Origin of the sequence: Achromobacter sp. HZ34 (genome assembly GCF_002209485.1) — a bacterium.
GTDB lineage: Bacteria > Pseudomonadota > Gammaproteobacteria > Burkholderiales > Burkholderiaceae_B > Bordetella_C.
On sequence record NZ_NJIX01000001.1, the window covers coordinates 1,100,591 to 1,122,885 of the forward strand.

20 protein-coding genes and 1 pseudogene are annotated in these 22,295 nt (G+C 66.2%); 13 read left to right on the forward strand and 8 right to left on the reverse strand.

The window, feature by feature from the left end; translation table 11 throughout:
• Positions 1 to 144: 144 nt before the first annotated feature.
• The 5 genes and pseudogenes from CEY05_RS04610 to CEY05_RS04630 all read left to right on the forward strand — a co-directional run.
• Positions 145 to 615, forward strand: a pseudogene (locus tag CEY05_RS04610) (MarR family winged helix-turn-helix transcriptional regulator); the annotation flags it as partial.
• Between the two features lie 182 nt (positions 616 to 797).
• Complete coding sequence (locus tag CEY05_RS04615) at positions 798 to 2,873, forward strand: FUSC family protein (RefSeq protein ID WP_088596257.1); 2,076 nt, start codon at positions 798 to 800, stop codon at positions 2,871 to 2,873.
• A complete protein-coding gene (locus tag CEY05_RS04620) occupies positions 2,870 to 3,082 on the forward strand; it encodes a DUF1656 domain-containing protein (RefSeq protein ID WP_088596258.1) in 213 nt (70 codons plus the stop codon). The genes CEY05_RS04615 and CEY05_RS04620 overlap by 4 nt, the downstream gene beginning before the upstream one ends.
• 4 nt (positions 3,083 to 3,086) lie before the next feature.
• On the forward strand, positions 3,087 to 3,989 hold the full coding sequence (locus CEY05_RS04625) for an efflux RND transporter periplasmic adaptor subunit (RefSeq protein WP_088596259.1): 903 nt from the start codon (positions 3,087 to 3,089) through the stop codon (positions 3,987 to 3,989).
• Positions 3,990 to 4,004: 15 nt separating this feature from the next.
• Positions 4,005 to 5,549, forward strand: coding sequence for an efflux transporter outer membrane subunit (locus CEY05_RS04630; RefSeq protein ID WP_088596260.1), 1,545 nt, complete (start codon positions 4,005 to 4,007; stop codon positions 5,547 to 5,549).
• Here CEY05_RS04630 and ypfH read toward each other — a convergent pair.
• The 3 genes from ypfH to CEY05_RS04645 form a co-directional block, all read right to left on the reverse strand.
• Complete coding sequence (gene ypfH, locus CEY05_RS04635) at positions 5,543 to 6,283, reverse strand: esterase (RefSeq protein WP_088596261.1); 741 nt, start codon at positions 6,281 to 6,283, stop codon at positions 5,543 to 5,545. The genes CEY05_RS04630 and ypfH overlap by 7 nt on opposite strands.
• A 146-nt stretch (positions 6,284 to 6,429) precedes the next feature.
• The gene (locus CEY05_RS04640) at positions 6,430 to 8,016 is read right to left on the reverse strand and encodes a GMC family oxidoreductase (protein ID WP_088596262.1); all 1,587 of its coding nucleotides are present in this window, start codon (positions 8,014 to 8,016) and stop codon (positions 6,430 to 6,432) included.
• A gap of 10 nt (positions 8,017 to 8,026) precedes the next feature.
• Complete coding sequence (locus CEY05_RS04645; RefSeq protein WP_088596263.1) at positions 8,027 to 8,839, reverse strand: shikimate dehydrogenase; 813 nt, start codon at positions 8,837 to 8,839, stop codon at positions 8,027 to 8,029.
• Between the two features lie 198 nt (positions 8,840 to 9,037).
• On the opposite strand from CEY05_RS04645, the gene CEY05_RS04650 reads away from it, so the two are divergent.
• Both CEY05_RS04650 and CEY05_RS04655 read left to right on the forward strand, forming a co-directional pair.
• Positions 9,038 to 9,748, forward strand: coding sequence for a GntR family transcriptional regulator (locus CEY05_RS04650; protein WP_088596264.1), 711 nt, complete (start codon positions 9,038 to 9,040; stop codon positions 9,746 to 9,748).
• Between the two features lie 120 nt (positions 9,749 to 9,868).
• On the forward strand, positions 9,869 to 10,939 hold the full coding sequence (locus tag CEY05_RS04655) for a glycerol dehydrogenase (RefSeq protein WP_088596265.1): 1,071 nt from the start codon (positions 9,869 to 9,871) through the stop codon (positions 10,937 to 10,939).
• A 94-nt stretch (positions 10,940 to 11,033) separates the two neighbouring features.
• On the opposite strand, the gene CEY05_RS04660 is transcribed toward CEY05_RS04655, so the two are convergent.
• The 3 genes from CEY05_RS04660 to CEY05_RS04670 are packed head-to-tail and all read right to left on the reverse strand — an operon-like array spanning position 11,034 to position 13,726.
• Positions 11,034 to 11,969: a 3-keto-5-aminohexanoate cleavage protein gene (locus tag CEY05_RS04660; RefSeq protein WP_088596266.1), complete on the reverse strand. Its 936-nt coding sequence runs from the start codon at positions 11,967 to 11,969 to the stop codon at positions 11,034 to 11,036.
• A 22-nt stretch (positions 11,970 to 11,991) separates the two neighbouring features.
• Positions 11,992 to 12,927, reverse strand: a complete 936-nt coding sequence (locus tag CEY05_RS04665; RefSeq protein WP_088596267.1) for a 3-hydroxyacyl-CoA dehydrogenase — start codon at positions 12,925 to 12,927, stop codon at positions 11,992 to 11,994.
• A gap of 16 nt (positions 12,928 to 12,943) precedes the next feature.
• Positions 12,944 to 13,726 (reverse strand): SDR family oxidoreductase, encoded by a 783-nt coding sequence (locus tag CEY05_RS04670; protein ID WP_088596268.1) that lies wholly within the window; start codon positions 13,724 to 13,726, stop codon positions 12,944 to 12,946.
• 317 nt (positions 13,727 to 14,043) lie between these two features.
• Here CEY05_RS04670 and CEY05_RS04675 point away from each other — a divergent pair, with 317 nt between their 5' ends.
• From CEY05_RS04675 to CEY05_RS04700, 6 genes are all read left to right on the forward strand, one after another.
• On the forward strand, positions 14,044 to 15,243 hold the full coding sequence (locus tag CEY05_RS04675; RefSeq protein ID WP_088596269.1) for an ABC transporter substrate-binding protein: 1,200 nt from the start codon (positions 14,044 to 14,046) through the stop codon (positions 15,241 to 15,243).
• A 123-nt stretch (positions 15,244 to 15,366) separates the two neighbouring features.
• The gene (locus CEY05_RS04680; protein WP_088596270.1) at positions 15,367 to 16,233 is read left to right on the forward strand and encodes a branched-chain amino acid ABC transporter permease; all 867 of its coding nucleotides are present in this window, start codon (positions 15,367 to 15,369) and stop codon (positions 16,231 to 16,233) included.
• 12 nt (positions 16,234 to 16,245) lie between these two features.
• The gene (locus CEY05_RS04685) at positions 16,246 to 18,027 is read left to right on the forward strand and encodes an ATP-binding cassette domain-containing protein (protein ID WP_088596271.1); all 1,782 of its coding nucleotides are present in this window, start codon (positions 16,246 to 16,248) and stop codon (positions 18,025 to 18,027) included.
• Positions 18,020 to 18,724: an ABC transporter ATP-binding protein gene (locus tag CEY05_RS04690; protein ID WP_088596272.1), complete on the forward strand. Its 705-nt coding sequence runs from the start codon at positions 18,020 to 18,022 to the stop codon at positions 18,722 to 18,724. Before CEY05_RS04685 ends, CEY05_RS04690 begins: the two co-directional genes overlap by 8 nt.
• Positions 18,725 to 18,737: 13 nt before the next feature.
• Positions 18,738 to 19,730, forward strand: coding sequence for an NAD(P)H-quinone oxidoreductase (locus tag CEY05_RS04695; RefSeq protein ID WP_088596273.1), 993 nt, complete (start codon positions 18,738 to 18,740; stop codon positions 19,728 to 19,730).
• Positions 19,727 to 20,503 carry an SDR family NAD(P)-dependent oxidoreductase gene (locus CEY05_RS04700; protein WP_088596274.1) on the forward strand — a complete coding sequence of 259 codons (777 nt, stop codon included), beginning with the start codon at positions 19,727 to 19,729 and terminating at the stop codon, positions 20,501 to 20,503. Before CEY05_RS04695 ends, CEY05_RS04700 begins: the two co-directional genes overlap by 4 nt.
• Before the next feature lie 76 nt (positions 20,504 to 20,579).
• On the opposite strand, the gene CEY05_RS04705 is transcribed toward CEY05_RS04700, so the two are convergent.
• Complete coding sequence (locus CEY05_RS04705) at positions 20,580 to 21,425, reverse strand: FadR/GntR family transcriptional regulator (protein WP_158219250.1); 846 nt, start codon at positions 21,423 to 21,425, stop codon at positions 20,580 to 20,582.
• Positions 21,412 to 22,215 carry an SDR family oxidoreductase gene (locus tag CEY05_RS04710; RefSeq protein ID WP_088596598.1) on the reverse strand — a complete coding sequence of 268 codons (804 nt, stop codon included), beginning with the start codon at positions 22,213 to 22,215 and terminating at the stop codon, positions 21,412 to 21,414. The genes CEY05_RS04705 and CEY05_RS04710 overlap by 14 nt, the downstream gene beginning before the upstream one ends.
• Between the last annotated feature and the right edge of the window lie 80 nt (positions 22,216 to 22,295).

Consider the following 22,295-nt stretch of genomic DNA (forward strand, 5'->3'; position numbering starts at 1 on the left):
GCCGATGCGGGCCAGCGATTCAACAAAAACAGGGCCGCCCTCCGGGGCGGCCCTTCGCTTTGTGTCCCCAAAATTCAGCTATCTATCAGAATTCGATAGAAAACTAATTGATAGAATCCTAATAATTAACTTATAATCGGCTTTATGAACACTCCAGCCGATTCTCGCCTGATGGCCCTCACGGCCCACTTGATGGTGATCCACCGCGCCTACCGCGCCGCGGCCGACAAGGCCCTGGCCGATTACGGCCTGTCGCAGGCCACCGCCTGGCCGGTGATCACCGCCGGCCGCCTGGGCGACGGCGTGCGCCAGGGCGTGCTGGCCGAGGCCATGGGCGTGGAAGGCCCTTCCCTGGTCCGCGTGCTGGACCAATTGGTCGCCGCCGGCCTGATCGAACGCCGCGAAGACCCGCTGGACCGCCGCGCCAAGACCCTGCACCTGACCCAGGCCGGCAACGACCTGCGCGAGCAGGTCGAGACCATGCTCGTGCACCTGCGCCGCCGCCTGTTCGCCAACATCGCGCCCGCCGACCTGGACGCTTGCCTGCGCGTATTCGAAGGGTTGAAACTCTCCCTGGTCCACCACCAGTCCGAACCCGGCACCGCCTACGAGCCGGTGCCGGCGGTCGTCATGCCAGGCAGCACGGGCAGCACCAGCAGCACCAGCAGGAAAATTGCGGGCGCAAACATTGCTGCCGCCGGTACGGCCGCAGCAAGCAGCACCGAGCATCACCCGGCCGGCGACGCCAAACCGGACGCCGCCAGGGACGAGGATCCGTCCCACACGGAGCAGAAGCCATGAAAGCGCCCACCGGCGACGAGGTACTGTTCTCGCTCAAGGCCTATGTCGCGGCCATGGCGGCCCTGTACCTGTCGCTGATGATCGACCTGCAGCGGCCCTTCTGGTCGGTGACCACCGCCTACATCGTGTCGCAGAACTGGGCCGGCGCCGTGCGCTCCAAGGCCGTGTTCCGCCTGGGCGGCACCTTCATCGGCTCCACCGCCATGGTCTTCGCCGTGCCGCGCCTGTCCGCCTACCCCGTGCTGATGGTGGGCGCCCTGGCGCTGTGGGTCGGCGCCTGCCTGTACATCGCCGTCCTCGACCGCACGCCGCGCTCCTACATGTTCATGCTGGCCGGCTACACCGCCGGCATGATCGCCCTGCCCAGCGTCACCAACGCCGGCACCGTGTTCGACACGGCCCTGACCCGCGTGGAAGAAATCAGCCTGGGCATCATCTGCGCCACGCTCGCGCACAGCCTGATCCTGCCGCGCGGCATCGCCCCCGTGGTGATGGGCCGCCTGGACGCCGCCGTGCGCGATGCCCGCCTGTGGGTGCAGGCGGTACTGCGCGGCGACACCAAGGCCCGTACCGCGCGCGAACGCCGCGCCATCGCCAACGACATCACGCAGCTGCGCCTGCTGTCCACCCACGTTCCCTTCGACACCGGCAACATCCGCTGGGCGTCACGTTCCATCTCCGCCATGCAGGACCGCATGGCCGGCCTCACGCCCATCGTGTCGTCGCTGGAAGACCGCCTGCGCACCTTGCGCGCCAGCGGCGCGCCCCTGCCGCCGGCCCTGGAACCCTTGCTCAACGACATTGCCGCCTGGACCGAAGCCGGCCGCAGCAGCGGCGACGACGCCAATCGCGCCACCGCCGCTGCCCTGCGCCGCCGCATCACCGAGGTCATGCCCACCGTGGTCGCGGGCTCCGACTGGAACACCATGCTGCTGGTCAGCCTGTGCACCCGCCTGCGCGAGATGGTCGACCACTTCGAGGAAGGCCTGGCGCTGCGCCGCGACATCCAGGCCGGCTTGAACGGCGCACCCCCGCCCATGCCGCGCATGCCCGTCACGTCCAACCGTGCCCTGCACCATGACCACGGCATCGCGCTGCTGTCGGCCCTGGCCGCCGCCTTCGCCCTGGCCGTGTGCTGCGCCTTCTGGATCGGCACCGCCTGGACCTACGGCGCCAACGCCGCCTTGTTCGCCGTCATCTTCAGCTGCTTCTTCGCCACGCAGGACAACCCCGTGCCTGGCATCAAGGAGTTCCTGATCTACATCACACTGTCCATTCCCATCTCGGCCATCTACCTGCTGGGCATCCTGCCCGCCCTGCATTCCTTCGAGATGGTGGCGCTTGCGATATTCCCCACGGCCTTCATCCTGGGCATCTTCATGGCGCGGCCGACGACCTTCGGCAAAGCCATGGCCATGCTGTTCGGCTGGACCGGCACGCTGGCCCTGCACGACACCAACACCGCCGACCTGGTGGCCTTCATCGACAGCACCATCGCGCAGAACGTCGGCGTGGCCGTGGCCGCCATCATTGCCGCGCTGTTCCGCAAGATCAGCGCCGAGTACAGCGCACGCCGCATCCAGCAAGCCAACTGGAAAGAACTGGCCAGCATGGCCGGCGCCGACGGCCCGCCGGCCCGCGCCAGCTTCACCGTGCGCATGCTGGACCGCATCGGCTTGCTGCACACGCGCCTGGCCGAACGCACCGAGGACAGCGAGCCGGTCGAAGAAGACACCCTGCTGGACCTGCGCGTCGGTAACGAAATCGCGGAACTGCAACGCGCCCGCCGGGAACTACCCGTGGTCGATGTGGCGATCCGTCCGGTGCTGGATGGGCTGGCCGCCTGTTTCCGCGCCCGGGCCGCGGGTGCGGCCGAGCGGCGCGAAGGCGTGCTGCAGAAGATCGACTACGCCCTGGAACGGGTCAACGGCGCCACGCCCGGCGTGCCGCGCCACCGCGCCATCGTCGCCCTGGTCGGCCTGCGCCGCTCGCTGTTCCCGCAAGCGCCCGCCTACCAGCCGGTGCTGGCCGCGGCGCCCTCCGCAACCCCTAACGTCCCGTCCGCATCATGATTGGCGAATTCAATATCTACGGCATTTTCATGCCCTGGCTGCTGGTCCTGGCGTTCCTCACGCTGGGCGTGTCCTGGATCGTGCGCCGCATCCTGGCGCGCCTCGGCATGTACCGCGTGGTATGGCACCCGGCCTTGTTCGACCTCGCCTTGTATGTCGTGCTGCTGTACGGCGTCGTCCTGATTTCACCGCATATTTTCACGAGATAGCATCATGAAGCTCCCTTCCGCATTACGCCCCGCCGCCTTGGCCCGCTTTGCCGTGACGACCGTGGTGGTCGTCGCCGCGGCCTATGCCGGCTGGCAGTTGTGGGAACACTACGAAGTCGAACCCTGGACCCGTGACGGCCGCGTGCGTGCCGATGTCGTGCAGATTGCGCCGGACGTATCCGGCCTGGTCACGGCCGTGCCCGTGCAGGACAACCAGACCGTCAAGAAAGGCGACGTGCTGTTCGACATCGACCGGGCCCGCTATCAACTGGCGCTGGACCAGGCCCAGGCCGCCGTCGTCTCGCAAAGCGTGGCGCGCGACCAGGCCCAGCGCGATGCCCGCCGTAACCGCGAGCTGGGACAACTGGTGTCCGCCGAAGCGCGCGAGCAAAGCCAGACCAAGGTTGAACAGGCCGAGTCGGGCCTGGCGCAAGCCAAGGTGGCCCTGGACATCGCCAAGCTCAATCTGCAGCGCAGCCGTGTCCTGGCGCCGGCCGATGGCAGCATCACCAACCTGGACCTGCACGTCGGCGCCTATGCCTCCGCCGGCCGCGGCGTCATGGCTTTCGTGAATTCGAACTCGTTCTACGTCGAAGGCTATTTCGAGGAAACCAAGCTGCCGCGCATCAAGGTGGGCGACCGCGTGGCGGTCCAGCTGATGGGCGAAGCGCGCACCATCCAGGGTCATGTGGACAGCATCGCCCTGGGTATCGCGGACCGCGACCGCAGCACCAGCGCGAATATGCTGCCCTACGTGAATCCCAACTTCAACTGGGTGCGCCTGGCCCAGCGCATTCCCGTGCGCATCCACATCGACGAAGTGCCCGCCGGCGTGCGCCTGGTGTCCGGCCAGACCGCGACCGTCGTCGTGCAGGAAGACGCCCAGTCCCCGGCGCCGCGCTCGTAATCCAAGAGTCTCGCCATGCGTATCCATCCTCTTCCCAAACTCTCGGTGCTTGCCGTCGCTGCCGCCATTGCGGCCAGCCTGGCCGGCTGCACCACGGTAGGCCCCGACTACAAGGTTCCCACCGATGCAGTGGTCAATCGGCCTGCCGCCGCCGCGAAATTCAGCGGCGCCCAGAACGAGGCCTTCGCCCAGGATGCCGTCCCCGGCAATTGGTGGCGCCTGTATGACGATCCGCAGCTCGACGCGTTGATCACCAAGGCGCTGGCCGCCAATACGGACCTGCGCGTGGCCGCGGCGAACATGGACCGCGCGGCGGCCGCCACGCAGCAGGCGCAGGCGGCCAAACAGCCGTCGTTCAACGTCAACGCCAAGCCCTACTTCGGCCATCCGTCGGGCTTCGAAGAGCTCGCGCCCGGTTACGACCCACCCAGCGAGTGGTTCTACAGCATGGGCGCCGGTGTTTCGTACACGGTCGACCTGGTCGGCCAGATCCGCCGTGCCATCGAAGCCGCCGACGCCGACCAGGCCTCCGTACAGGCCGCCTACGACGCCATGCGCGCCAACGTCGCGGCGCAGACCGCCCTGGCCTACGCCACGGCGTGCACGGCCGGCATGCAGATCAACTCGGCACAACACTCGGTGGACGTGCAGAGCGAATCGGTCAAGGTCAATCAAAAACTGCAGAACCTGGGCCGCGGCACCGCCCTGGACGTCACGCGCGCCCGCGGCCAGCTGGAGCAGTTGCGTGCCGCCCTGCCGCCGCTCGAAGCCAAGCGCCGCGTGGCCTTGTATCGCCTGGCCACGTTGACGGGCGAGACGCCCAACCAGTTTCCGCAGCAGCTTGCCCAATGCGCCGCGGCGCCTGCGCTGAAGCAGCCCATCCCGGTCGGCGACGGCGCATCGCTGTTGCGCCGCCGTCCCGATATCCGGGAAGCAGAGCGTGCGCTGGCGGGCGCCACCGCGCGCATCGGCGTGGCCACGGGTGACCTCTATCCCAAGATCACACTGGGCCTGTCCGCCGACTCGGGTTATTTCCTGGACCAGTTCGCCAGCCGCGGCAGCTTCGGCTACAGCCTTGGCCCGCTGATCTCATGGACGATACCGAACACTGGCGCGGTCCAGGCCCGCATCGCCGAAGCGCAAGCCAGCACCAAGGCGGCCTATGCCCGCTTCGACGCAACGGTGCTCAATGCCTTGCGCGAAACCGAAAGCGCGCTGACGGTCTATGCCCGTGAATTGGACCGTGACGATGCCTTGAAGGCGGCCCGCGACCAGAGCACCGAAGCGGCCGACCAGGCGCGCAAGCTGTATCAGTATGGCAAGACGGACTACCTGACGGTGCTCGATGCCGAGCGCACGCTGGCCAATAACGAAAGCGCCCTGGCCGCCTCGCAGGCGGAAATGGTGGAAGACCAGATCAAGGTATTCCTGGCCTTGGGCGGCGGTTGGGAGCAGGACGGCCCCGCGAAGCCCGCCGCCGGCAATAATACGGCCAACGCGAACAGCCCGGCCGCCGCCAGCAAGCCGGCCGAGGCCCCTGCCCCGGCGCGGCGTCAGTGAATCACTGCGCCACTGGGCGGATGCTGGTTCAGGCCTAGCGCGGCCTCCCAGCTGCGCAGTGGCACGCAGGTCTGCAGCCGCACGATGGCGCGCTCGATCAAGGCGGGGTGCAGTTCATGCCCCACGCGCGTGGCCACGTCTATGGTGGAGTCCCCATGCAGCTCGTTCAGGCGCGCCTGCGCCTGTTCAGCCAGCGCCACCGGCATGACGCTATCGCCGGCCCCGTGCAGCAAATGAATGGTGGTGTATTGCGGCGCCCACTGCGGCACGCTGGCATAGCGGCCACTGAAGGCCAGCACGCGCCCCGCCAGGCCGTCATGCGCCACCACGGCTTCCAGCGCCATGATCGCGCCTTGCGAAAAGCCGGCCAAAGCGGTGTCGCTCTGCAGCAGATGGAAACGCGCCTGGTTGGCGCGGATGTATTCCACCAGCGGCGGCAAGGCCTTCAGCACGCGCTCCGGACGGTTGGCCTCGTCCACACCCTTCACCGAGAACCATTGCCGCCCACCCTGGCCGGCGTCACCCCCGCGGGCGCCGTCATAGGGCTCGAAACCCGCTGGCGCCAGGATGGCCGCCTGCGGGAACGAGGCGCGCACGGCCTCGGCCAGCGGACGCATGTTGGCGGGTGTGCCGCCGACGCCATGCAGCAGGATGAACAACTGCCGCGCATCGCCCTCGTCGGGAAGCAGCTCGAAAGCATCGGTCGCCTGGGATGAATCGGATGATACAGACATAAAAACCCCTGATACGGCAGGACGCTCACGCGCCCCTCATTGCCGTCATTCTAGGCCTGTTTTTTCCGCGCTCCGCGCCGCCGCCATGGCCCCGCCCCCGCCCCCGCCGACCCGATCCGCCAGGGATGTGACGCCGCGCCAGCTGTCTATTTCCCCAGGATCAGATCCGCCGCCTTCTCCGCCACCATCATCACCGCGGCCTGTGTGTTGCCTGAAACCATCTTCGGCATCACCGAAGCATCGACCACGCGCAGCCCTTGCACCCCGCGCACCCGCAACTGGGGATCCGTCACCGCCGCGTCGTCCTGCCCCATGCGGCAGGTGCCGATCGGATGATAGATCGTCTGCCCATTCTGCCGTGCAAAACTCAGCCATTCGTCGTAAGTGCGCACCGCCGCGCCGGGACTGGTCTCGGCCTCCACGTAGGGCGCCAGCGCCGGCTGCCCGACGATACGCCGCGCCACCTCCATGCCATGCACCAAGGCATCGCGATCCACCTGTGCCGCCAGGAAGTTTGGCCGGATAGCCGGCGCGTCGGCGGGGTCCGGCGACTTGGCGTGTATGCTGCCGATCGACTCCGGCCGCAGTTGCGCCACTCCCAGCGTCATGCCTGGATGGCGATCAAGGATGCGTTCCGCCGCATTGGCGTAGCTGGCATGCACGAAGAAATACTGCACGTCGGGCTGCGCCAGTTCTGGCCGCGACTTGACGAAGCCGTGCACCAGGCCGGTACCCAAGGTCAGGATGCCGCGCCGCGCTGCGTAGTAAAGCCCCACCTGGCGCGCCAGCCGCCAGCCGCGCGACATTTCGTTCAAGGTCACCGTGCCCTTGACCCGCCAGTTCATGCGGGTGGCGTAGTGATCGATATAGTTCTCGCCAACCTGTGGCGCCGCCTGCACCAGCCCTATCCCCAGCGCCTGCAAACGCCGCGGATCCCCGATGCCGGACAACTCCAGCATCTGTGGCGACTGCACCGCGCCCATGCACAGCAAGGTCTCGCGCGCGGCCCGCACGGTCACGTCCTGGCCCCGCTGCCGATACACCACGCCGACACAGCGCTTGCCTTCGAACACCAGCCGCAACACCCGCGCATCGGATTCCACGCGCAGATTGGCACGGCCGCGCGCCGGCTTCAGATAGCCGTCGGCCGCGCTCCAGCGGCGGCCGTCCTTCTGCAGCACCTGGTAGTAGCCGAAGCCTTCCTGGCGTTCGCCGTTGTAGTCCTCGTTGACCGGCTGCCCGTCCTCACGCGCCGCGGAAATGAAGGCATCGGCGACCGGATAGCGCTCGCGCACCTGCACCAGGTGCATGGGCCCGTCCTTGCCGCGCGAGGGACCGCCCTGCGCATAGTGCTCCAGCCGGCGGAAATAGGGCTCCACGTCCGCGTAGGCCCAGCCGGCCGCTCCCGCCGCGGCCCACGCATCGTAATCCTGTGGCTGGCCGCGCACATAGATGCCGCCGTTGATCAGCGTCGACCCGCCCAGCCCCTTGCCGCGCGGCACGGAGATCACGCGTCCCTGCGTGTTTTCCTCGGGCTCGGTGGCGAAGCGCCAGTTGAAGCGCGGGTCCACCAACAGCTTGCTGAAGCCGGCGGGAATGCCTACCCACATGCTGGCCGCATCCTCGCCCGCTTCAATCAGCAGCACGCGATGGCGGCCATCGGCCGTCAGGCGATTGGCCAGGATGCAGCCGGCGGTGCCACCGCCGGCAATGATGAAATCGAAATCCGCCATCAACCGCCCCTCAAGCGACCGCGGTCGGCCCGCGCACGCCCAGGAATTGCGCCATCAGGGCGATCTGCGCCGCCAGCATGGGCGCGCCGTAGTGGACGCGGCAGCCACGCTGTTGGGCAGCCAGCAGCAAGGCCGTTTCGCGCGGCTGCATGATGACTTCGCAGACCACCTGGTCAGGCGTCAGGCGCGCCGTATCCAGCGGCAGCGCATCACCTTCGCGCAGCCCCAGGGACGTCGCATTGACCACCAGGTCATGACCGGACGGATCGGGCGTACCCACGGCCACCTGGGCAGCAGGATCCAGCTGCGCCAGCCTTTGCTTCAAGTCATCGGCCTTGGCCCGCGTGCGATTGGCGATGGTCAGGCGCGACACCCCGGCCTGCACCAGCGCGAACGCAATGGCATTGGCCGCGCCGCCCGCGCCGGCCAGGTAGGCGCTGCGCCCACGCGGCTCGATCCCGTTGGCACGCAGCCCGCCGACGAAACCTTCGCCATCCAGCATATGCCCCACCAGCCGGCCATCGGCTTCACGGCGCACCACGTTGGCGGCGCCGATCAGGCGCGCGCTGTCCGACACTTCGTCGCATAGCTCGACGATGGCCGTCTTGTGCGGCACGGTGACGATGATGCCGCCCAGGTTGCGCAGGCCGCGCAAACCGTCCACCACGCGCGCCAGCGTATCGGCACCGGCATGTAGCGGCACCAGCACGCCATCGTGGCCCAGCGCCGCGAAATGTTCGTTCATCCGCTGCGGCGTCTGCACGTGATGGATAGGGTCGGCCAGAATGCCGTACAGCCGGGTTTCTCCGGTAATGAGCTTCATCGTTGCTTCCCCTTGCAGCGTTGTTCAAGTGCCTTCCGGGCCATGGCGGCGGCGGAAGCTGTAGGGACTGTATGGACCATTTCGGCCATGGTGTGTCTCCGCGTCGATACGAAAATATATGATATATAATATAGCGACTATGCCGAGAAAAGCGCATCGCAGGCTAAAATTTCCTCTCCCCTTTTTTCGACGCGCGATATGGTCAACCTCAAACCGGTCAAGAAAGAAAATCTTTCGGTCCGGGTCTACAACGAAATCCGCGAAGCCCTGATCAACGGCCAATACGAGCCGGGCGAACGGCTGATCATCGGTGAACTCGCGCAGGCACTGGGCGTGTCCATCACGCCGGTGCGCGAAGCCATCTTTCGCCTGATCAGCGAACAGGGCCTGGAGATGCAGGCGGCTACCGCCGTCTATGTGCCCTACGTCAATTCCGCCAAGCTCAGCGAAATCCAGCAGATTCGCTTCCACCTGGAAGGCATGGGCGCCGCTGAAGCCGCGCGACAGATCACGCCGAAGCAGCTGGAGAACCTGGTGGCCCTGCAGGCCCAGTTCATCAGCTGCACCGCCTCCGATCCCAAGCGCGCCAGTCTTCTCAACCGCAAGATCCATTTTGCGATTCTCGAAGCCAGCCGCATGCCGATATTGCGCAACACGGTGGAGTCGTTCTGGGTCATCACGGGTCCCATTCTGAAGGTCTTCCACGTGAAGACCTCCGTGCTGGACTATTCGCAGGGCCAGCACCGCCACGAGGCCGTGCTCGACGCCCTGAAGAAACGCGACGCCGAAGCCGCCCGCCATGCCTTGCAGGACGACATCGCCTGGGGCGGCAAGATCATGATCGATTGGTTGATAGAGAAAGAGAAGGAGCAGGACGCCGCGGCGCAGACCCCTTCGACCAGGAAATGAGCGGCAGCGCGCACGCCAGCCGGCCGCCTGGCCGCGCCGGCCGCCGCGCGACAGGCAAAACCACCACCCGCATCCAATACCAGGACATGCAAAGCGGCTGGATAAAAACGAGGAGACATCATGCTGAAAATCTTCGGTGGCCCCAGCCGCTACATCCAGGGGCCGGATGCCGTCGCGCGCCTGGGCGAGACCATGGCGCTGTTCGGGTCGCAAGCCGCGCTGGTCATCGACAGCTACGTCCTTGAGGTCCACGGCGCGCGCCTGCGCAAGCTGTGCGCGGCCAGCGGCGTCGACACCCACGTACTGCCCGTGGAAGGCGAGATGACCCCGGCGTCGATCCAGGACCTGTGCCGGCGCGCCGCCGCCACGCCCGCCAGCGCCGTGGTTGCCGTGGGCGGCGGCAAGGCGCTGGATTCCGGCAAAGCCGTGGCGCGCGCCCTGCACTGCCATCTGGTCACCGTGCCGACCGTGGCCTCCAACGACGCGCCCACCAGCAAGAACTACGTCCTCTATGACGAGCACCATAATCTGCTGGCGGTCGAACACATGGTGTTCAACCCCACCATGGTGCTGGTCGACACCTCCCTGGTGGCGACCGCCCCCGCGCATTTCTTCCGCGCCGGCCTGGGCGATGCGATTTCCAAGAAGTTCGAAGCGCAGCAATGCTACGGGGCGGGCGGTCCCAATATGTACAACGGTGCGTCCACGCTGACAGCGCAGTTGATCGCCGACGGCTGCTACCGGACCTTGCTGGCCGACGGTGCCGAGGCCTTGGCGGCGGCCGGCAGCGGCCAGCCCACCGCGGCGTTCGAGCGCGCGGTGGAAGCCATGATCCTGATGAGCGGCCTGGGCTTCGAGAGCGGCGGCTTGTCCATCGCCCACGCGCTGACCCGCGGCTTGCCGCGTATCGACGGCGTGGGTCATGCCATGCATGGTTTACAGGTTGCCCTGGGGCTGCTGGTTCAATTGGAACTGGAACGGCGGGACGATCAGGTGCTGGCCGGCCTGGAGGACTGGTACGCGGCCACCGGCCTGCCCACCACCCTCAAGGATCTGGGCGCCCACGCCATCGACGACGCGCAACTGCGCGTCGCCGCCGAACTTACGCTCAAGGCCCGCCACGCCGCGAATTTCGACCATGTGCTCAGCGTCGAAGAACTGGCCGGCGCTTTGAAGCGCCGCGCGGGGTAAGCGGCCGCGAGCGATGGCGCTTCGAAGCCTGCGCCGCCGCTGATCGACAGCGGCCGGCACATCGCCGACGCGCGGCGGCCAGCCGCCCCGCTCCTTAAAACGCCACGTTGTCCCCACCCTTCAAGCCCAGCTTGGCGCGGGCTTCATCGGGCGTGGCCACATCCAGGTTCAGGGCTTCGATGACCGTGCGGATGCGCTCCACCTGCTGGCGATTGGACTGCGCCATCTCCCCCGGCCCGATCCACAGCGAATCCTCCAGCCCGACACGGACATTCGATCCCATCGCCGCGCCCATGGTCGCCAACGGGATCTGCGCGCGCCCGGCACCCAAAATGGACCACTCGTAGCCCCCCACGCCGAACAGGCGATCCGCCGTGCGGCGCATATGCATCAGGTCCTCGGGATCCGGCCCGATGCCGCCCAGGATGCCGAACACCGACTGGATGAACGGCGGCGCCTTGATCAGCCCGCGGTCCATGAAGTGCTTGAGGTTGTACAGATGGCTGATGTCGTAGCACTCGAACTCGAAGCGCGTGCCGTTGGCATTGCCGATGGTAAGGATGTCCTCGATGTCCTGGTACGTGTTGCGGAAGATCAGCGAGCGGCTGTTCTCCAGATGCTCGCGCTCCCAGTCGTGCTTGAATTCCTTGAACCGGTCGAGCATGGGAAACAGGCCGAAGTTCATCGACCCCATGTTCAGCGACGCCACCTCCGGCTTGAAGGTCGATGCCGGCCGCATGCGTTCGGCCACCGTCATATGCGGGCTACCGCCGGTGGTGATATTGATGACGGCATCGGTCTCGGCCTTGATGCGCTTGAGGAAAGGCTCGAACAAGGCCGGATCCTGCGACGGCTTGCCGGTTTCCGGATCGCGCGCATGCAGGTGCAGGATGGCGGCACCGGCGCGGGCCGCGCCGATGGCGGCCTCGGCAATCTCGTCGGCCGTCACCGGCAGATGCGGCGACATGCTGGGCGTATGGATGGCGCCCGTGACGGCGCAGGTGATGACGACTTTTCTTTTGGTGGCCATATGTCTCTCCGTGGTGGACTTATTACTCGTCAGTGTCAGCCTGCTGCTTGTGGCGCAGCAGCTTCATCAGCCGTTCGTCGCGCCAGAAGCGGCGCGCATGCAGATCCGCTACCGGCAACTGCTGGCGCCGTTGCGTCTCCAGGTCCTGCACGGCCGGCCCTTGCCACGCCGGCTCGCTGGTCTGGCTGGCTCCGATGGACCGGTACATGCCGTTGTAGCGTGCGCAGTAATCCGCGATGCCGCCGGGCGCGTTGAGGTCTATGGTTTCGAACGGCCCCATGAAGGACCAGCGCAGGCCCAGGCCGTCCTTCACCGTGGCGTCGATGTCCTCGACGCTGGCATAGCCTGCCTCGGCCAGGCGCAGGGCCTCTTGCAGCAAGGCTCCCTGCAGCCGATTGAGTATGAAGCCTTCGATCTCGCGGCGCAGCACCACGGGCTTCTGTCCCACCTCGCGCATGATGGCGCCGCAGCGTTCTATCGCCTGGGGCGACGTCCAGGGGGCGCCGCTCAATTCCACCACCGGCACCAGGTAAGGCGGATTCACCGGATGCGCGACCAGGCAGCGCGCCTGCCCCGGCACATCGCGCGAGAACAGGCTGGCGCGGATGCTGGACGTGGAGCTGGCGAGAATGGCGGCGGCAGGCGCCAAGGCATCCAGCCGCAGGAACAGCGCCTGCTTGATGGCCAGGTCCTCGGGGGAATTCTCCTGCACATAATCGACACCCGCCACGGCCTCTTCCAGGGTGGCCGCGACGGCGACCCGCGCCACGATGGCTTCGGGTTCCCCCGCCAGGCCATGCTCGTGCAAGGTGCGCAGTTGCTGCGCCACCAACGTGCGCGCCTCGGCGGCGCGGGCAGCGTCGGTGTCGAACAGGCGCACCGACCAGCCGGCTCGCGCGAAAACGATGGCCCAGCCCTGTCCGATCAGGCCGGAACCGATGATGGCGGCAATACCCATGTCAGCTTCCTCCGCGTCAATAGAGTTTCTGCGTCAGGCCGTCGATGACGATGGCCTGGCCGGTAACGCTGCGCGCCGCGTCGCTGGCGTTGAACAGCACCATATTGGCAATGTCGCGCGCCGTCACCATGCGCCCCAGCACCGCCTGGTTCTCGTACTGCGCGGCGATGTCCTGCACCGGCTGTCCGAGTGTCTTGGCCTTGGCGTCGATGACCGCGCGGATGCGTGGCCCTTCCACCGCGCCGGGCAGGATGGCGTTGACGCGGATGCCGTAGGCCCCCAGCTCGATGGCCAGCGACTTGGTGAAGCCCACCACGGCCCACTTCGACGCCGAATAGGCCGACCGGCCGGCGAAGCCAAGATGCCCCGCCGCGGACGACAGGTTGACCATCACGCCCGCCTCCGATGCCTTGAGCAAGGGCACCGCCAACCGCGCGCACAGGAACTGTCCGGTGATGTTCACCGCCAGCGTGCGATCCCAATCGGCCTTGGACAGGTCTTGCACGAAGCCGGTGGGCCCGGCCACGCCGGCATTGTTGATGAGGATATCCAGCCCGCCCAGCGTCGTGCCGACCTGCTCGAACAAGCGCGCCACGCTGGCCTCGTCGGCGACATCGGCCACGGTGGTGGCGACGCCGGGCAGATCGCGCCGCAGGTCATCCAGCCGCGCCGCATTGATGTCGCACACCAGAAGGGAAGCGCCGGCGGCGTGGAACAGGCGCGTCATCTCCAATCCCAAACCGTCGGCGCCCGCGGTGATCAACACCTTGCGCCCACGCAAACTGCAATCCTCGAACATGCTTAGTCTCCTGTGTCGCCTGGGGTCGCGGCGGGAGTCCGGATGGCTCCTCGCCGTCGCCCGCGATTCTTGCCGATGGCGCCCCGGGGTTGGGGAAATCCCCCATGCACGCACCCGGGCCGCCCTCTAGAATAAATCACCTGCCGGCTTATGTTTTCAAAAAATATATCATATATTATGTACCATCGAACACGGCGGGAAGACCGTGAAATGGCCGCAGTAAATGCCTCGCAGAAAAAGAATTCCCACAGTGGAAACGCGAGGGCCGCACAAGCGGCAAGGCGTCGCGATCAGACCATCAACAAGGAGTGAGACATATGTTCAAGATCAGGAAAATTGCCCTGGCGCTGGGCGCCTGCGGCATGCTGGCCAGCGCGGCGGCGTATGCGGACATGAAAGTCGGCGCCGTATTCCCCTTCAGCGGCGCGCTGGCCCTGCTGGGCCAGGAAAGCTTCCGCGGCCTGGAACTGGCGGTCAATGAAATCAATGCAGCCGGCGGCATCAATGGCGAGAAAATCCAGATCCTCAAGGCCGACGCCGTCGATCCCAACCAGGCCGTCTCCGAAACCAAGCGCCTGATCTCGTCCGACGTCGTCGGCGTGTTCGGCAGCTACGCCTCCGGCATCTCCTACGCTGCTTCACCGGTCACCGAACTGGCCGGCGTGCCTTACTTCGAACTGGGTGCCACCGCCCACAAGATCACCACGCGCGGCTACAAGTACCTGTTCCGCAGCAACCCCAACACCGCACTGTACGGCGTGTCGGTGGTCAATGCCCTGCACGACATCGTGGCGCCGGGCATGGGCATGAACCCGAAAGACATCAAGATCGGCATCATCCACGAAGACGGCCCCTACGGCACCGACGTGGCCGCCACCGAGAAGCAGCGGGCCGCCGAACTGGGCTATACCGTCGCCGAAGTGCTGCCCTACTCGGCCAAGACGGTGGACCTGTCCTCGCTCATCCTGCGCCTGAAAGGCGCCGGCGTGAACGTGGTACTGCAGACCGCCTACCAGAACGACGCCATCCTCTACTTCAACCAGGCCAAGGCGGCGGGGTTCAAGCCCAAGGTCGTCATCGGCGCGGGTGGCGGCTACTCGCTGGCCGACACCGCCAAGGCCGTGGGCACGGGCATGAACGGCGTATTCGACCTGGACTTCCCGCAATCGTCCATCAATACGGCCGGTGCGCCCGGCCTGGACAAGTTCCTGCAGGCCTACAAGTCCACGTACAAGAGCGATCCGCAGTCCGGCCACAGCCTGACCAACTACGTCGGCGCCAAGGTGTTCTTCGAAGCCATCGCCAATGCCAAATCGACCGACAAGGACAAGATCCGCGCGGCCGTGCTGGCCTACAAGAAACCCGCCGGCCAGTCGGCCAACGGCTGGGGCTTCGACTTTGGTGAAGACGGGCAGAACAAGGCCTCGGACTTCTACGTGATGCAGTGGCAGGACGGCAAGCTGGTCACGATCGCCCCCAGCAACCTCGCGCTGGGCAAGCCCGTTTTCAATAAGTAAAGCCGGGCTGGGACCACGGCGCGCCATGCAGCGCGCCGGGCAACCCCGAGACAAGTTGTCGGACGGACGCCGCGTGCGCCTGCGGGAGGCGCGCGCGGTGTCCGCCATACGCGAGGCTGCTCAATGGACATCCTGATTCAACTCATCATCAACGGCCTGTTGCTGGGTGGCGCCTACGCCATCATCAGCCTGGGGTTGACCTTGATCTTTGGCGTGGTGCGCGTGGTGAACTTCGCGCACGGTGAATTCCTGATGGTGGGCATGTACCTGGTGTACCTGGCCGCCAGCCATTTCGGCATCCACCCCTATGTGGGACTGGTGCCCGTGGCGGTGATCCTGTTCGCGCTGGGCGCGGCGACCCAGAGGCTGGTGATACAGCCGCTGCTCGATGCCGACGAACATATCCAGATCTTCGCCACGGTGGGCATCTCCACCATCCTGCTGAATCTGGCCCTGGTGGTGTTCGGCGCCAATGTGCTGCGCGCGCCCGTGGAGCTGGGCACCGACTCGATCTCCGTCGGCAACTACGCCATGGTCACCGGCCAGCTGATCACCTTCGTCGCCGCGCTGGTGCTGGCCGTGCTGCTGCATCTGTTCATGCATCGCACTTATCTGGGCCGCGCCCTGCGCGCGGTGGCCCAGCATCGCTACGCGGCCATGCTGATGGGTGTGAACGTCAAGGCGGTCTATGTGCTGGCCTTCGGCCTGGGCACGGCCTTCGTCGGCATCGCGGCGGGCCTGCTGGCGCCGCAATATCCGGTGTTTCCCACCGTGGGCACGTATTTCGTGCTGACCGCCTTCGTCATCGTCGTGCTGGGCGGCATGGGCAGCCTGTATGGCGCCGTCGCCGGTTCGATGATCATCGGCGTGGTCGACACCCTGGCTGGCTACTACATCGCGCCCGACCTCAAGGAGGTGGTGTATTTCGGCATCTTCCTGCTGATCCTCGTCTTGCGTCCGACCGGACTGTTCGGCGTTGGCACGGAATAAAAGGAGCGCGACATGATTCCGGATTTTCGCAGCCCCAAGGCGTATGTCAGCCTGATCCTGTTGATCGCCATGTTCGTCGTGCCCGCGGTGCTGGGTACGGCTTTCTGGACCAATCTCTTCGTACTGCTGTTCGTGTTCTCGGCCATGGCCGTGGCCTGGAACATCGTCGGCGGCTACGCCGGCCAGCTGTCGCTGGGCCATGCCGTGTTCTATGGCATCGGCGGCTACACGGCCACCCTGCTGACGCAGAACTTCGGCATCACACCCTGGCTGGGGATGCTGGTGGGCGCGGTGATTTCCGCCCTGGTGGCCGTGGTGATCAGCTACCCCACCCTGCGCCTGAAAGGACCGTTCTTCGCGCTGGCCACCATCGCCATCCTGGAAGTGGTGCGCCTGCTGGTCATCCATGAAGAAAGCTGGACCGGCGGCTCCAGCGGCATCAGCCTGCCGCTGAACATCGGCTGGACCTGGATGGTGTTCCGTGAGAAGGTCAACTATCTGATCATCGCCTACGGCCTGTTCCTGGTGGTGGTGTGGGCGTCGTGGATGATCCGCAAGTCGCGCATGGGGCATTACCTGATCGCCATCCGTGAACGCGAAGACGCGGCGCGCGCGGTGGGTATCAATACGGTCAACATGAAGATCGGCGCTGCCGTGATCTCGGCCGCCTTGACCAGCATCATCGGCAGCTTCCACATCACCTACCTGACCTTCGTCGACCCGGGCTCGGCGTTTTCGCTGGACCTGTCGGTGCAGATCGCCATGTTCGCCCTGATCGGCGGCCTGGGCACCGTGGCCGGTCCCATCGCCGGCACGTTCCTGGTGCTGCCTGTCGCCGAACTGGCGCGCGGGTGGCTCAGCGGCGTGGGCAACGGCATGCACGGGCTGATCTACGGCCTGATCCTGGTGGGCGTGGTGCTGACCATCCCGCGCGGCCTGGCCGGTGCGTTCGGTCCGGCGGTGGAACGCATGCTGGATCGCCTGCCCCATCTGGGCACCCGGCGCCCGGTGGCGGCCCGGCCCAGCGCGGCCACCGCCCCCGACGGCGGCGAGCAGGCCACGCCCGTGCTCAAGGCGGAGAACCTGTTCAAGAACTTCGGCGGGCTGCGCGCCACCAACGATGTCTCGCTGGAACTGGGCCGCCACGAGATTTTGGGCGTCATCGGCCCCAACGGCGCCGGCAAAACGACGGTGTTCAACCTGCTGTCGGGTTTCCTGGCGCCGGACCAGGGCCAGGTCTCGATGCGAGACGCCAGCGGCGCGTGGGTCCATTGCGCCACGCCCAGCCAGTTCGCCCGCAAGGGCCTGGGCCGCACCTTCCAGATCGCCAAGCCCTTCACCGGCCTGTCTGTGCTGGAGAACATCATGCTGGGCGCGTTCATCAACACCGCCAACCGCGACGAGGCGGAACAGATCGCCCGCGAAGTGGCCGAGCGCACGCACCTGACCAGATTCCTGCACACGGAGGCGCGCAACCTGACCGTGGGCGGCATGAAGCGCCTGGAGATAGCGCGGGCCCTGGCAACTCGCCCACGCATCCTGTTGCTGGACGAAGTGATGGCCGGGCTCAATCCCACCGACATCGAGGAAGCCATCCGCATGATACGGGGCATCCGCGACAGCGGCGTGTCCGTGCTGCTGATCGAGCACATGATGCAGGCCACCATGGCCCTGTCCGACCGCATCATCGTGATCAACGAAGGCAGCGTGCTGGTGGCCGGTACGCCACGCGAGGTGGTGGAACACCCGGCCGTGATCGAGGCCTACCTGGGCAAGGACTACCAAGATGCTTAAAGTCTCCAAACTCTGCTCCGGCTATGGCAAGACCCAGGTGCTCAACGGCCTGGACTTCGAAGTACACACCGGCGAGATCGTCACGCTGATCGGCGCCAACGGGGCCGGCAAGACCACCACGCTGAAAACCCTGTGCGGGGCCATGGCCAGCACGGGCGGCCGCGTGGAGTTCATGGGCCAGGATTTGACCAACCACACGCCCTACGACATCGTCGATGCCGGCATCACCATGATTCCCGAGGGGCGCCAGCTGTTTCCCCACTTCACGGTGCGGGACAACCTGCTGATGGGGTCTTTCAAGCGCGCCGCGCGGGCCGGGGCCCAGCGCAAGATGGCGGAAGTGCTGGATATCTTTCCCCGCGTGCGCGAACGGCTGACGCAATTCGCCGGCTCCCTTTCGGGCGGCGAGCAGCAGATGGTGGCCATCGCGCGGGGCATGATGGCAGACCCCAAACTGCTGATGTTCGACGAGCCGTCCCTGGGACTTTCGCCGTTACTGGTGCAGCAGATGTTTGACGTCATTCGTCAGGTCACCGCCGTCGGCGTGACCGTGCTGCTGGTGGAACAGAACGTCTTCCGGACACTGCGGCTGGCGGATCGCGGCTATGTGCTGGAAAATGGAGCGATCGTGCGCAGCGGCACCGGCGCGGAGCTGCTCAACGACCCGCACGTGAAGAAAGCTTACCTCGGACACTGAAACGGAATTCATCATGTCTACATTCAAGTACATCGATCATGGCCAGGGCGGCGCGCCCGATTGCATGGTGCTCGCCGAGCGCGAATGGGAACAACCCAACGGACGGCAAGTGCTGATTGAAGTGGCTTACGCGGGGGTCAACCGGCCCGATTGCCTGCAGCGGGCTGGCGCGTATCCGCCACCGCCGGGGGCGTCTCCTTACCTGGGGCTGGAGGTTTCGGGGCGCATCGTCGCCGTGGGGCCGGACGTTCAAGGGCACAAGGTGGGCGATACCGTGTGCGCCCTGACACCAGGGGGCGGCTATGCGGAATATGCCCTGGCCGACGAGCGGCATTGCCTGCCGGTGCCCAAGGGCATGGACCTGCTGGCCGCCGCTTGCGTGCCGGAGAATTACTTCACGGTCTGGACCAATGTGTTCGATCGGGCCCGTCTGGCCAAGGGCGAGAAGTTCCTGGTGCACGGCGGCTCCAGCGGCATCGGGCTGACGGCCATCCAGCTGGCGCATGCGTTCGGCGCCGAGGTCTGGACCACGGTCGGCAACGAAGAGAAGGCGCAGGCCTGCCGCAAGGCGGGTGCGGACCATGTGATCCTGTACAAGGACCAGGATTTCGAAAGCGTCGTGAAGGCCGATACCGGCAAGCAAGGCGTCGACGTGATCCTGGATATGGTGGGCGGCGAATACATCAACCGGAATATCCGCTCCCTGGCGGTGAATGGGCGCCTGGTGCAGATCGCGTTCCTGGAAGGCAGCAAGGCACAGATCGATGCCACGCCGATCATGGTCAAGCGCCTGAATTTCACGGGCTCCACCCTGCGGCCGCGCAGCGACGAGGACAAGGGGCTGATCGCACAGGCGCTGGCGCAGAAGGTGGTGCCCTTGATGGAACAGGGCAAGTGCCTGCCGGTGATCCATAAGGTATTCCCCCTGGCTGAAGCCGCACAGGCCCATGCGCTGATGGAGAGCAGCCAGCACATCGGCAAGATTGCCTTCAAGGTGCAGGAATGAGCGGGGCCGGCGCGCGTTTTGCCGGGCAGACTGCCTATGTCACGGGCGCGGTTGGCGGCATCGGGTCCGCCATCGTGCGGGCGCTGGCTGCCGAGGGCGCCGCCGTCGGCCTGATCGACCGCGATCCCGAAGGGGGGGCGCGGCTGCAAGAGGAACTGGTGGGCGCCGGCTATCGCGTCCTGTATGCCAACGCGGACGTGCAGGACTTCGCCGCCTGCCAGGCCGCCTGCGACAAGCTAAGCGCCGCGCTGGGCGGGGCCGATATCCTGGTGAACAACGTCGGTATCTCGCCCAAGACCGATGGCCGGGCCCTCAAGGTCTGGGAGATGCCGCCCAAGGAATGGGAGACCGTGATGGCGGTCAACCTGAACAGCGTGTACTACATGGCGCATTTGACCACGCCGCATATGGTGCAGCGGCGCCAGGGGCGGATCATCAATATGTCTTCGGTGGCGGGCAAGGCCTATTGCGACATCGTCGCCGGGCACTACGCCGCGACCAAGGCGGCCCTGATCGGACTGACGCGCCACTGGGCGGGCGAGATGGGCGAGTACAACATCACGGTCAACGGCCTGGCGCCGGGGCGCATTGCCACGCCTCTGCTCAAGAGCGTGCCGCGCGAGATCAATGACGCGGTGGCGGAGATCACGGCACTGCGACGCCTCGGGACACCCGAGGAAGTCGCCGACGCCTGCCTGTTCCTGGCTTCCGACCAGGCGCGGTTCATCACCGGACAGGTGGTGGATGTGGCGGGTGGGTGGTTGATGACTTGAGCGGTGGCGTGCTCAGGGCGCGGGGTTACCGACCCTCTGCTCCCAAAGCAGAGGCGCTGCCAGCCTGGGTGGCAAGTCAGCCCTGGTCCTGTTGATACAGGGCCAGTCTTGCCGCTGCATTGTTCAAGTGGGCGGCGGCGGCGTGGCTTGCCGCATCGGGATCGCCCGCTTCGATGGCGCGCAGGATGGCTTCGTGCTCCTGCTGCACCTGCCATACCCATTCGGCGGAACGCGTGCGGGTGTTCTTGCGCGCCAGGCGGATCATGCGCCGTACCCGTGCGTCGAGGAAATCCGAAAACGCCATGAAGTACCGGTTGCCGCTGGCCGCGACGATGGCACGATGGAACTCGCCGTCTTCGTCGGCACCGTCGGCGGGTTCGTTGCCCGGTCTACGCTCGCCAACACCGCCGGGTGCCGCATCGGCGCCGGCATCGGCTAAGTCGCCAGCCACAGCGCCGCCCACACCCCGGTTCGTCACTTCATACAGCCGCGCGTAGGCCTGCTGGATGGCCTGCAAGCCTTGCGGGTCGCGCCGTTCGGCCGCCAGCCGTGTCGCGGGCACTTCTACGGACAGCAGGAATTCGAACAACTCGCGCAGGTCTTCGCTGCTTTCGACGTTCGGTTCCAGCCGGAAGACGTTGCTGCCGGCCGGATTGACGAACTGTCCCCGCCCTTGATGCGCGATGACCAGCCCTTCAGCCTTGAGCAGCGACATCGCCTCGCGTATGACCGGCCGGCTGACCCCATACACCTGCGCCAATTCCGCCTCCGACGGCAGCTTGTTGTCCTCGTCCACGATGTCACGCCGCCCGATCGCGCCGCGCAGGCGCTCAGCGACCTCGGCAGGCAAGGTAGCCGCCCGCGCGATAGGCGGTTCAGCGCGTAGAGCGGAATAGCGTCCTTGCAGGCTAGCCCGGGACATAAAGACCGCCATTCACATGCAACACCTGCGCCGTAATGAAGCTGGCATCGTCACTGCACAGGAACGCGATGGCCGTGGCCACCTCGTGGGCCTGGCCCAGGCGCTTGAGCATGGACTGAGACACCGACTCGTCCGCCCGCGTCTTCAGCAATTCCGCCACCATGGGGGTCTCGATGATACCCGGCGACACGGCATTGACCCGCGTCTCGGGCCCCAGTTCACGGGCGATGCTGCGGCTGAAACTGAGCAGCGCCCCCTTGGCTGCGCTGTAATGCGCGTTATGCACGGCCCCCCGGTGCGCCGCCATCGAGCTGAGATTCACGATGGCGCTACCGGGACGCAGCAAGGGAACCAGCCGCTGCGTCAGGTAGAAAACGCCATCCAGATTGACGGCCAGCGTCTTGCGCCATTGCGCATCGCTCATGTCGGCGATTGGATCGATGGGATAGATGCCCGCGGCCGGCACCAGGAAATCCACTCCCCCCCAGGCCGCACGGATATGCACGGCGGCAGCGTCAGCGTCCGCTGGCGAGGAGACATCCATCGGATGGATCAGCAAACGCGAGGAAGCCAGGCCTTGGGAAAGAACCTGTTCGTCCTTGTCGGCACTGGCGTGCTGCGGATCCGCGCCCAGTTCACGGGCCAACGCAGCCAGCGCATCCGCATCGCGATCGATCAGGTACAGGCGCGCGCCGCTCTCGTAGAACAAACGGGCCACTGCCCCACCTATGCCGCCCGTGGCACCGGTCAGTACCAGAACCCGGTCAGTGAAATCGTGCTTCGTTGCCATGATCATGTATTCCTTGCCGGCATCCGCTGGCGCCGTAAATGCAGCCATGCGGTCATGTAGTCGAGCGGTCATGAGGACGT